The organism is Anaerotruncus sp. 1XD42-93 (assembly GCF_009917605.1).
Taxonomy (GTDB): Bacteria; Bacillota; Clostridia; order Oscillospirales; family Ruminococcaceae; genus Anaerotruncus.
Genome location: NZ_QZEG01000002.1, coordinates 80,722 through 93,381 on the forward strand (window position 1 = coordinate 80,722; position 12,660 = coordinate 93,381).

The 12,660-nt window shown below is 54.7% G+C and carries 6 protein-coding genes; all 6 read left to right on the top strand.

Annotation, left to right across the window (positions count from 1 at the left end):
• Positions 1–385: 385 nt before the first annotated feature.
• The 6 genes from rpoB (at position 386) to tuf (ending at position 12,523) form a co-directional block, all read left to right on the top strand.
• Positions 386–4,138, top strand: a complete 3,753-nt coding sequence (gene rpoB / locus D5269_RS01255) for a DNA-directed RNA polymerase subunit beta (protein WP_016315394.1) — start codon at positions 386–388, stop codon at positions 4,136–4,138.
• A 73-nt stretch (positions 4,139–4,211) separates the two neighbouring features.
• The gene (gene rpoC, locus D5269_RS01260) at positions 4,212–7,805 is read left to right on the top strand and encodes a DNA-directed RNA polymerase subunit beta' (protein WP_016315395.1); all 3,594 of its coding nucleotides are present in this window, start codon (positions 4,212–4,214) and stop codon (positions 7,803–7,805) included.
• Positions 7,806–8,016: 211 nt separating this feature from the next.
• Positions 8,017–8,442 (top strand): 30S ribosomal protein S12, encoded by a 426-nt coding sequence (gene rpsL, locus D5269_RS01265; RefSeq protein WP_016315396.1) that lies wholly within the window; start codon positions 8,017–8,019, stop codon positions 8,440–8,442.
• A 131-nt stretch (positions 8,443–8,573) separates the two neighbouring features.
• A complete protein-coding gene (gene rpsG / locus D5269_RS01270) occupies positions 8,574–9,044 on the top strand; it encodes a 30S ribosomal protein S7 (RefSeq protein ID WP_016315397.1) in 471 nt (156 codons plus the stop codon).
• Positions 9,045–9,141: 97 nt separating this feature from the next.
• Positions 9,142–11,226 carry an elongation factor G gene (fusA, locus tag D5269_RS01275; protein WP_016315398.1) on the top strand — a complete coding sequence of 695 codons (2,085 nt, stop codon included), beginning with the start codon at positions 9,142–9,144 and terminating at the stop codon, positions 11,224–11,226.
• 97 nt (positions 11,227–11,323) lie between these two features.
• Positions 11,324–12,523 (top strand): elongation factor Tu, encoded by a 1,200-nt coding sequence (gene tuf, locus D5269_RS01280; RefSeq protein WP_016315399.1) that lies wholly within the window; start codon positions 11,324–11,326, stop codon positions 12,521–12,523.
• The last annotated feature ends 137 nt before the right edge of the window (positions 12,524–12,660 follow it).

Sequence of the window (12,660 nt, forward strand, 5' to 3'; positions counted from 1 at the left end):
GCATCTACGCCTGCTTGTTAAAAGGTATCTTTATTTCAAAAAGCACAAAAGCTCCGACAGACGATTCTGCCGGAGCTTTTACGTAAATTTCCATTATCGTTTGCAAAAAAAGGGTTTTTTGGATTATTTACAAAATTGCGCTTGACATGATTGACCAACCATGGTAAAATAATATACTGTATCAAAATGGCGTTTTCTGTAATCTGCCGTAATCAATTATAACAGATTTCGACAGGTTTGGCAACCTTTTTTTGCAATTTTCGCTGTGCGTCACCGCAGAGTTTGCCGAAAGGGGAGCCGGGGAATTCACAGCGCCTTTCTGGCGCGGCGGACACACATGCCCCCAGCCCGGGGGCAAATCAGATGAATGGAGTGATCAAAGCCTATGGTGAATGTCAAGCCGGTTACACAGGGCAAAACCACCCGTATGAGTTTTTCACGCATCAATGAAGTGCTTCAGATGCCGAACCTGATTGAGGTTCAGAAAAATTCGTACAAGCAGTTTCTGGATGAAGGGCTGAAGGAAGTCTTTAAGGATATTTCCTCCATTTCCGACTATCAGGACAACCTGGTTCTGGATTTTATCGACTATCACCTCGACGATAAGCCAAAGTACACGATTGAGGAGTGCAAGGAACGCGATGCGACCTATGCGGCCCCTCTTCGGGTGCGGGCGAGCCTGCTCAACAAAGAGACCGGGGAGGTCAAGGAGCAGGACATTTTCATGGGCGACTTCCCGCTGATGACCGAGAGCGGAACCTTCATCATCAACGGCGCGGAGCGTGTTATTGTTTCGCAGCTGGTGCGTTCTCCGGGCGTTTACTACGGTGCGGCGCACGACAAGAGCGGAAAGCAGCTTTTTACTGCCACGGTCATCCCCAACCGCGGCGCATGGCTCGAATATGAAACCGATTCCAACGACGTTTACAACGTCCGTATTGATAAAAACCGCAAACTGCCGGTGACCACCTTTGTCCGGGCGCTGGGTCTTTCCTCCAATGACGAGATTCTGGAGATGTTCGGCAGCGACCCGCTGATCCTCTCGACACTCGAGAAGGATTCGACGGTCAATCTCGAAGAGGCGCTGCTCGAGGTCTACCGCAAGCTGCGCCCTGGCGAGCCGCCGACCGTTGAGTCCGCTCAGAGCCACATCGACGCGCTCTTTTTCGACCCGCGCCGGTATGACCTCTCCAAGGTGGGACGCTACAAGTATAATAAAAAACTTGCGATCGCGCCGCGCATCCTCGGGCGCACAGCTGCCCGTCCGGTTATCGACCCGCTCACCGGCGAACTGCTTGCCGATGCAGGCGATGTCTTTGCCCGTGAACTCGCTGAACGGATTGGAAAAGCGGGCGTGGATACCGTTTACCTCAAGGATGATGCGGACGGTGAAATCAAGGTCTTTTCCAACGGCATGGTTGATATCCACGACTTCGTTGGATTTGACTGCTCCGAACTGGGCGTCAATGAGAAGGTCCGGTTTGTCGTGCTGCGCGAAATCCTTGAGAATTGCGCCACCGATGATGAGAAAAAAACGCAGATCGTCGCACGTCATGACGAGCTGATCCCCAAACACATCATCAAGGACGACATTTTCGCTTCGATCAACTATCTCTGCGGACTGGGCAGAGGAGTCGGAACGGTCGATGACATCGACCATCTGGGCAACCGCCGCATCCGTTCGGTCGGTGAACTGCTCCAGAACCAGTTCCGGATCGGTTTTTCCCGTATGGAGCGTGTCATCCGTGAACGGATGGCCACCCAGGCGCAGGATATGGATGTCATTACCCCGCAGGCGCTCATCAATATCCGGCCGGTGGTCGCTTCGATCAAGGAGTTTTTCGGCTCCTCTCCGCTCTCCCAGTTCATGGATCAGACAAACCCACTCGCCGAGCTGACCCACAAACGCCGCCTTTCCGCCCTCGGCCCCGGTGGTCTGTCCCGTGACCGCGCCGGATTCGAGGTCCGCGACGTCCACTACAGCCACTATGGGCGGATGTGCCCGATCGAGACTCCGGAAGGCCCGAACATCGGCCTGATCTCCTATCTTGCAACCTTCGCAAAAATCAATGAATATGGCTTTATCGAAGCGCCTTATCGCCGGGTTGACAAGGCGACCGGGCGGGTGCTCGATGAAGTGGAATATATGACCGCCGATATTGAGGACATGTATGTCATTGCACAGGCGAACGAGCCGCTTACGTCCGAAGGGGCCTTTGCCAACGAGCGGGTCAGCGTCCGTTACCGTGATGCGGTAATGGTCTGCGAACGCGAAAAAGTCGATTATATGGATGTTTCGCCTAAAATGGTGGTGTCGGTCGCGACCGCGATGATCCCGTTCCTCGAGAACGACGACGCCAACCGCGCACTCATGGGCGCGAATATGCAGCGTCAGGCGGTACCTCTGCTGATCCCGGAGGCCCCGATTGTCGCAACGGGTATGGAGTATAAGTCCGCAGTTGACTCGGGTGTTGCGGTCGTTTCCAAACATTCCGGCGAAGTTGAATCGGTCTGTGCCAACGAGATCGTTATCCGTGACGCGCAGGGCGAGCGCCACCCCTATCACCTCATCAAGTTCATGCGCTCCAACCAGAGTACCTGCATCAACCAGCGTCCGATTGTCGCAAAGGGCGAGCGGGTAGAGGTCGGGCAGGTAATTGCCGACGGTCCCTCGACCGACGGCGGAGAGATCAGTCTTGGACGCAACATGCTGATCGGCTTCATGACTTGGGAGGGCTATAACTACGAGGACGCGGTTCTCATCAACGAGCGTCTGGTCAAAGATGATATCTACACCTCGATTCACGTCGAGGAATTTGAAACCGAATCCCGTGACACCAAACTCGGCCCGGAGGAGATCACCCGCGATATCCCTAACGTGGGTGACGATGCCCTTAAGGAACTGGACGAGCGCGGTATTATCCGAATCGGTGCGGAGGTGCGTGCAGGCGATATTCTGGTCGGCAAGGTCACACCCAAGGGTGAAACCGAGCTGAATGCTGAAGAGCGGCTGCTGCGTGCGATCTTCGGCGAGAAGGCCCGTGAGGTGCGCGACACCTCACTCCGCGTCCCACACGGCGAATATGGTACGGTGGTCGATGTCAAGGTATTCACCCGCGAGAATTGTGACGAGCTGTCACCCGGCGTGAACATGGTTGTTCGCTGCTACATTATCCAGAAGCGTAAATTAAGCGTTGGAGATAAGATGGCGGGCCGCCACGGCAATAAAGGTGTTGTCTCGCGCGTACTGCCGCAGGAGGATATGCCCTATCTGCCTGATGGGCGTCCGCTCGACATCCTGCTCAACCCGCTGGGCGTTCCGTCCCGTATGAACATTGGACAGGTGCTTGAAGTGCATCTGGGCCGCGCTGCCGCAGAGCTGGGTTGGAAGGTCATGACCCCGGTTTTTGACGGTGCGAACGAAGAGGACATCGCCGACTGCCTTGAGCAGGCCGGATTGTCCCGAGATGGTAAAACCTGGCTGCGCGATGGGCGTACCGGTGAACTGTTTGACAACCCGGTCACTGTCGGCTATATGTATTATCTCAAGCTCCATCATCTTGTTGATGATAAGATCCATGCCCGCTCGACCGGCCCGTACTCGCTGGTCACCCAGCAGCCGCTGGGAGGTAAGGCACAGTTCGGCGGACAGCGGTTTGGAGAGATGGAGGTCTGGGCGCTGGAAGCCTACGGCGCCGCTTATACCCTTCAGGAGATTCTGACTGTCAAGTCGGATGACGTGGTGGGCCGCGTCAAGACGTTCGAGTCGATCGTCAAGGGCAAGAATGTGCCGAAACCGGGCATTCCCGAGTCATTCAAGGTTCTGATTAAGGAGCTTCAGTCGCTCGGCCTTGATGTGCGGGTGCTCGATAAGGACGATCAGGAGATCGATCTCAAGCAGACGTTTGACGATGACGACAACATGGGCCTCACACCGGTGGACGATTCCCTCATGGAAGGGGTAGAGGTTGCCGGGGAGTTTGAGGACGGGTTTGACATTGAGCATCCCGACGTTGATCCGGATGCGGAACCGGATCTCGACCTGCTCGACATGGAGCCGGACCTCGACCTGGAGGACAGCTTTGACCCGCTCGAGGTACTCGGGCTGGACAACATCCCGAATGACGACAATTTCTAGGCAGGATCGCGCGGGAATCCCTGCGCAGCTCGCCGGAAAGATTCTGCCATAAACAAGAAAGAGGGGTTCGCATTTGGAATTTAACGTATTTGAATCAATCAAAATCGGACTGGCGTCGCCCGACCTGATTCGTGAATGGTCGAGCGGAGAGGTCAAGAAGCCCGAAACCATCAACTACCGCACGTTAAAGCCCGAACGGGAAGGGCTTTTCTGTGAAAAGATATTTGGACCCACCAAGGACTGGGAGTGCTACTGCGGACGGTATAAGCGTATCCGCTACAAGGGAAAAGTCTGCGAACGCTGCGGCGTCGAGGTCACCCGCTCCAAGGTTCGCCGCGAGCGGATGGGCCATATTGAGCTGGCTGCGCCTGTCTCCCACATCTGGTATTTCAAAGGCACCAGTTCCCGTATGGGGCTGCTGCTCAACATGTCCCCGCGCCTGCTCGAAAAGGTGCTCTATTTCGCATCCTATGTGGTCATTGATCCCGGCATGACCAACCTGAAAAAATATACCCTGCTTTCTGAAAAGGAATACCGCGATCTCAAGGAAGCGTATGAGGACGATTTCCGCGCCGGCATGGGTGCGGAGGCGATCAAGGAGCTGCTTGCCGAGCTGGATCTCGACAAGCTAGCTGCAGAGCTGAAAACCGACCTCGAAACCGCTGCCGGACAGAAACGGATCAAGCTGATTAAGCGGCTTGAGGTGGTTGAGGCGTTCCGCCAGAGCCAAAACCGGCCTGAATGGATGATTCTCGATGTGGTGCCGGTTATCCCGCCGGACATCCGTCCGATGGTTCAGCTGGACGGCGGACGGTTCGCCACCTCCGACCTGAACGACCTCTACCGCCGGGTTATCAACCGCAATAACCGTCTGAAAAAACTGCTTGAACTGGGTGCACCCGATATCATTGTGCGCAACGAAAAGCGGATGCTTCAGGAGGCGGTCGACGCGCTGATCGACAACGGCCGCCGCGGCCGCCCGGTCACCGGCCCGAATAACCGCCCGCTGAAATCCCTCTCGGATATGCTCAAGGGCAAACAGGGCCGGTTCCGCCAGAACCTGCTCGGCAAACGTGTCGACTACTCAGGGCGTTCGGTTATCGTCGTCGGCCCGGAGCTGAAGATGTACCAGTGCGGCCTGCCCAAGGAGATGGCGCTCGAGCTGTTCAAGCCGTTCGTTATGAAGCGTCTGGTCGATCTCAAGGTCGCCACTAACATCAAAAATGCGCGTAAGATGGTCGAGCGCGCCACTGTCAAGGATGTTTGGGACTGTCTTGAAGTGGTTATCAAGGACCATCCGGTTCTTCTCAACCGCGCACCGACCCTTCACCGCCTAGGAATCCAGGCGTTCGAGCCGGTGCTCGTCGAAGGACGTGCGCTCAAACTGCATCCGCTGGTCTGTACTGCGTATAATGCGGACTTCGATGGCGACCAGATGGCGGTGCATGTCCCGCTTTCTGCCGAGGCACAGGCTGAAGCGCGGTTCCTGATGCTCGCGGCCAACAACCTGCTCAAACCGTCGGACGGTAAGCCGGTTGCGGTCCCGACGCAGGACATGGTGCTTGGCTCCTACTACCTCACCATGCTGCGTGAGGATGAAAAGGGCGCGGGCAAGGTGTTCCGTGACTGTGATGAGGCGTTGATGGCGTACCAGGCGGGTGCGGTTGGACTGCATGCGCCAATCAAAGTCCGTGTGACCCGTGAAGTGGGCGACCGGTCCCTTTCCAAAATCATCGACGCGACAGTCGGGCGCATCATCTTCAACGATCCGATTCCACAGGATCTCGGTTATGTCAACCGCGATGACCCTGAGCGGATGTTTGACCTTGAGGTCAGCTTTCTGGTGCGCAAGAAAGAGCTTGGAAAAATTATTGATAAATGTATCCGTACCTACGGCACCGCGAAAACGGCCGAGGTGCTCGACCGGATCAAGGCGCAGGGTTTCAAATATTCTACCAGAGGCGCGATCACTGTTGCGGTCTACGATGCGGTGATCCCGCCCGAAAAAGCGGAATATATCGCAGAGGCGGAGAAGAAGGTCGAGACGATCAAACGGCAGTACGACCGCGGATTTATCTCGGACGATGTGCGTTACGAGCGGGTGGTTACCACCTGGAACGACTGCTCGGCCAAGATTAAGGATGCACTGACCGATACGTTCACCTCAAGCAACCCGATCTTCATGATGGCAGATTCGGGCGCGCGTGGTTCAATGGACCAGATCAAGCAGCTTGCCGGTATGCGCGGGCTGATTGCAAATACCTCCGGACGTGCGATTGAAATCCCAATTAAGGCGAACTACCGTGAGGGCTTGAACATCCTCGAATACTTCAACTCCTCCCGAGGCGCACGTAAGGGCCTTGCCGATACCGCGCTGCGTACCGCTGACTCGGGTTACCTGACCCGACGTCTGGTTGACGTTTCGCAGGAGGTCATTATCCGAGAGCACGACTGCGGCACCCATGAGGGGCTTGTGGTCTGCGACATCGTGGACAGCGGGCGTGTCATCGAGGACTTCACCGAGCGTCTGATTGGCCGCTACGTGGCGGACGACGTGGTAGACCCGGCCACCGGCGAGGTAATCGTCTCCCGCGACCAGATGATGACCGAAGCGGATGCAATCAAAATCCGTGATGCGGGCTTCACTGAAATCAAAATCCGGACCCCGCTCAACTGCGAGTCCAAGATCGGCGTCTGTGCGAAATGCTATGGATCCAACCTTGCCAACGGTCAGCCGGTTGGGATCGGTGAGGCGGTCGGTATCATAGCGGCACAGTCGATCGGTGAGCCGGGTACCCAGCTCACCATGCGTACCTTCCACACAGGCGGTATTGCGTCCACCTCGGATATTACACAGGGTCTTCCGCGCGTTGAAGAGCTGTTCGAGGCCCGCAAGCCCAAGAACAGCGCGATTATCTCCCATTTGGATGGGGAAGTCTCGTTCGAGAAGGATCCCAAGGGCGGCGACTTTGTGGTCGTCACTGCGGATGATGGCGAACGGTTCGAGCGTCAGGTGGTCTATGGTTCCACCTTGCGTGTTTCGGCAGGTGACCGTGTCAAAAAAGGCGATATGATTACCGAAGGCGCGATTGAGCCGAACGAAATCCTTGCGGTCAGTGGACATCTCGCAGTGCAGGATTATCTGATCAAAGAGGTGCAGCGCACCTACCGTACACAGGGTGTTGACATCAACGACAAGCATATCGAGGTCATTGTCCGCCAGATGATGCGCAAGGTCAAGATTGCAGACGGCGGCGACACCGCGCTGATCTCCGGTTCGAATATTGAAAAGAGCGAGCTGGCACAGGTCAACCGCGAGGTCGACGAGCTGAACGCGGCGGACGGTGGGATTCGCCGTCATGCGGAGGGGATTCCGGTCCTGTTGGGAATCACCAAGGCTTCGCTGGCGACCGAGAGCTTTATGTCAGCAGCTTCGTTCCAGGAGACTACCCGTGTGCTGACCGAAGCTGCAATCAAAGGCAAGATCGACAAGCTGACTGGCCTTAAAGAAAATGTTATCATCGGTAAGCTGGTGCCGGCTGGTACCGGTACGGTCGATTATGACACGCTCGAACTGGTCAGCATGGATTCGAACGCCGAAAAAGGAGACTATGACTTCATTACCGAGCTGGACGGCGAACCTTCAGACGCCGCTCAAACGGTCTGATTTTCCGGATTTTCTCCAGCATCGGTGTGGATACGCGCCTGTTTGTTGTGCATCTGTACAAAAATTGTAAAATTTAAATGTATGTATTGACAAGGGGTGCGGTCACAGGATATAATAAAAAACTGTGAGATTACTCATGGTTCTGGTTTCAGCGGGGCAGGGGATTTCCTCTGCCCCTTGAAATAAAATTTTTATTTAAGGAGGTGCAAATATGCCAACCTTCAACCAGCTTGTCCGCAAGGGTAGAGAGGTCACGGTGAAGAAGTCCACTGCGCCTGCGCTCCTGAAAGGATGGAACTCGAAAAAACGGGTTGCGATCGATCAGAATTCGCCGCAGAAGAGGGGCGTCTGCACTGCTATCAGAACTTCCACCCCGAAAAAGCCGAACTCCGCGCTCAGAAAAGTTGCAAGGGTCAGGCTGTCCAATGGTTTTGAGGTCACGTCCTATATTCCGGGCATCGGCCACAACCTGCAGGAACACAGCGTGGTTCTGATTCGCGGCGGTCGTGTTAAGGACCTCCCTGGTGTCCGTTACCACATCATCCGCGGTACGCTCGACGCGCAGGGCGTTGCGAAGAGGATGCAGGCCCGTTCCAAATACGGTGCCAAACGTCCGAAGGCTGGTGCCAAGAAGTAATAAAACTTTTCGAGTATTTTGCCATTTTCAGGCTATCATAATAGATGAGCGGCTGAAAACTGGCACGTACGGAAGTTTTGTCACTTTCGAGTACCAATGAATTCATTACAATTATGAAGGAGGGAAGCGAAGTGCCAAGAAGAGGTCGCATTGCAAAACGTGACGTTTTGCCTGATCCTGTTTACAATTCCAAGCTGGTGACACGCCTGATCAACAACATCATGTATGATGGGAAAAAGGGCGTTGCCCAGAAGATTGTATACGGTGCATTCGATATTGTCAAAGAAAAAACCGGCAAGGACCCGCTGGAGGCTTTCGAGCAGTCGATGGAAAACATCATGCCTGTGCTGGAGGTAAAAGCACGCCGTGTCGGCGGCGCCACCTATCAGGTTCCGATGGAGGTCCGTCCGGAACGCCGTCAGACCCTCGGTCTGCGCTGGATCACCAACTATTCCAGAAACCGCGGCGAAAAGACGATGAAAGAGCGTCTGGCCGGGGAGATCATGGACGCGCTGAACCAGACCGGCGGCGCGGTGAAAAAACGCGAGGATACCCACAAGATGGCGGATGCAAACAAAGCGTTTGCACATTACCGCTGGTAATGCGCTACGGGTTTTCGCAGGTCTATTTTATCTTTCACCCGGCGGGGTCAGCTTTTGCTGAACCGGCGTCGGTGCGCAAAAAATAAGGGAGGACACTATGCCAAGAGACGTCTCTTTGGAATTAACCCGTAATATCGGCATAATGGCCCACATTGACGCCGGAAAAACCACCACTACCGAGCGAATCCTGTATTATACAGGCATCAACCACAAGATTGGTGAGACCCACGAGGGTACGGCGACAATGGACTGGATGGCGCAGGAGCAGGAGCGTGGTATTACCATCACCTCCGCTGCGACCACCTGTTACTGGAAGGGCCACAGAATCAACATCATCGACACCCCTGGACACGTTGATTTCACGGTTGAGGTTGAGCGCTCGCTGAAAGTGCTCGATGGCTCGGTCACCGTATTCTGCGCAAAGGGCGGCGTTGAGCCTCAGTCGGAAACCGTCTGGCGCCAGGCAAATAAATACCATGTCCCGCGTATGGGATATGTCAATAAAATGGACATCATGGGCGCGGATTTCTATCGTGTCGTCGATATGATGCGCGCGCGCCTCAAATGTAATGCGGTGCCCATCCAGCTCCCGATCGGTGCAGAGACCTTTTTCAAAGGGATCATCGACCTGATCGAGATGAAGGCGGACATCTATTACGACGACCTCGGCAAGGATATGCGCGTCGAGGAGATTCCCGAGGAGATGAAGGAGAAGGCGGAAGAGTATCGTGAGCAGATGCTCGAAGCGATCTCCGAAACCGATGAGGGGATCATGGAGAAATACCTCGCGGGCGAGGAAATTACGATCGAAGAGATCAAAGCTGCGCTGCGCAAGGCGACAATTAATAACGACATTGTTCCGGTCTGCTGTGGTACCTCTTATAAAAATAAGGGTGTCCAGAAGCTGCTCGATGCGGTGATCGACTTTATGCCGGCTCCGACCGATATTGAGGCGATCAAGGGGACCAACCCCGAGACTGAAGAGTCCGAGGTTCGCCATGCGAGCGATAAAGAGCCGTTTGCGGCTCTGGCGTTTAAGATCGCGACCGACCCATATGTGGGCAAGCTCTGCTTCTTCCGCGTCTATTCGGGTACTGTCGATGCAGGAGCGACTGTTTATAATTCGAGCAAGCAGAATTCCGAGCGTATGGGCCGTATCCTTCAGATGCATGCCAATCACCGCAAGGATATCGATACGGTTTATGCAGGCGACATTGCTGCGGCAGTTGGCCTGAAGAATACGACCACTGGCGATACCCTTTGCGACCCGAAACACGAGATCATTCTCGAGTCGATGGAGTTCCCGGAGCCGGTTATCAACCTGGCGATCGAGCCTAAGACCAAAGCTGGTCAGGAAAAGATGGGCATTGGCCTGAGTAAGCTCGCCGAGGAGGATCCGACCTTCAAGACTTGGACCGATCAGGAGACCGGTCAGACGATCATCGCAGGCATGGGCGAGCTCCATCTGGAGATCATTGTCGACCGTCTGCTCCGTGAGTTCAAGGTCGAGGCGAACGTCGGTAAACCGCAGGTTGCCTATAAGGAGACCATCCGCAAGCTTGCTGATGTCGATCACAAATATGCACGTCAGTCGGGCGGTAAAGGCCAGTATGGTCACGTCAAGATCAAGATCGAGCCGAACGAGAGCGGCAAGGGATATGAGTTTATCAATGCAATCGTTGGTGGTGCGATCCCCAAAGAGTACATTGGTCCGATCGACCAGGGTATTCAGGGCGCAATGCAGGCGGGAGTGCTCGCCGGCTATCCGGTCGTTGACGTGAAGGTCACCCTTTACGACGGTTCTTACCATGAGGTTGACTCCTCTGAAATGGCGTTCAAGATCGCCGCTTCGATGGCGTTCAAACAGGCGATGTCGAAAGCTGACCCTGTTTTGCTCGAACCGATCATGAAGGTTGCGGTCAACACTCCGGAGGACTATATGGGCGATGTTATCGGCGACCTGAACAGCCGCCGCGGACAGATTCAGGGAATGGAAGCGGTGTTCGGTGCGCAGGAGATCAAGGCGTTTGTGCCGCTCTCCGAGATGGCCGGTTATTCCAACGATCTGCGCTCCAAAACCCAGGGACGCGGCAGTTATGTTATGGAACCGAGCCACTATATCGAGGTTCCGAAGTCGATTGCCGAGGACATCATGAGTTCCCGCGGCAAAAAAGCGGAATAATCTGTCTTTTAGGCTTGCATTTTGCAGCTTAACTTGGTAGAATAAGACCAAGAGACCTATGATAAAAAATAAGGATTACAAGGGAGGAACATTTACGATGGCAAAGGCACATTTTGAAAGAAACAAGCCGCATGTAAATATCGGCACCATCGGTCACGTTGACCACGGCAAAACCACGCTGACCGCGGCGATCACCAAGACGCTGGCAATGAAAGGCCAGGCGAAATACGAGGCTTACGACATGATCGATAAGGCCCCGGAGGAGAGAGAGCGCGGCATCACGATCAATACCGCTCACGTTGAGTACGAGACCGACAACCGTCACTATGCGCACGTTGACTGCCCGGGACATGCTGACTATGTTAAGAACATGATCACCGGTGCTGCACAGATGGATGGTGCGATTCTGGTTGTTTCTGCTGCGGATGGCCCGATGCCCCAGACCCGTGAGCACATCCTGCTCTCCCGTCAGGTTGGCGTTCCTTATATCGTTGTTTTTATGAACAAATCGGATCAGGTTGACGATCCCGAGCTGCTTGAGCTGGTCGAAATGGAGATCCGTGAGCTGCTTTCGAGCTACGAGTTCCCGGGTGATGATATTCCGATCGTTAAGGGTTCTGCACTCCAGGCTCTTGAGGCACCGGATGATATCAGCAATGACGCTTATAAGCCGATCCTCGAACTGATGCAGGCAGTTGACGACTACATCCCGACTCCGGAGCGTAAGGCTGATCTGCCGTTCCTGATGCCGGTTGAGGATGTCTTCACCATCACTGGGCGCGGCACCGTTGCGACCGGTCGTGTTGAGCGCGGTAAGCTGAACACTGGTGATGAGGTTGAGATTGTCGGTCTGACCGATGAGAAGAGAAAGACTGTCGTTACCGGTATCGAGATGTTCCGCAAGATCCTTGACTATGCTGAGGCAGGCGACAATATCGGTGCACTGCTCCGCGGCGTTCAGAGAACCGAGATCGAGCGTGGTCAGGTTCTGTGTAAGCCCAACTCGATCCATCCCCACACCAAATTCCGTGGACAGGTTTATATCCTGAAAAAGGATGAGGGCGGCCGTCATACCCCGTTCTTCAACAACTATCGTCCGCAGTTCTATTTCCGTACCACTGACGTTACCGGCGTGATCACACTGCCCGAGGGCGTTGAGATGTGTATGCCTGGCGATAACGTTGAGATGGATGTTGAGCTGATTACTCCGATCGCGATCGAAGAAGGTCTGCGTTTTGCGATTCGTGAGGGTGGTCGTACCGTTGGTTCGGGTGTTGTTATCAAGATCAACGAATAAGTTTTAGCTGTTGCTTTTTCAAAAGGACGCTCTGGAAATCGGAGCGTCCTTTCTGTACATCTTTCCGAATTTTGAAGTCTCTTTGGACTTTTGCTCGTTTTATGTTTAGAGTGGCCACTTCCTGCGTTAGAAAGGGA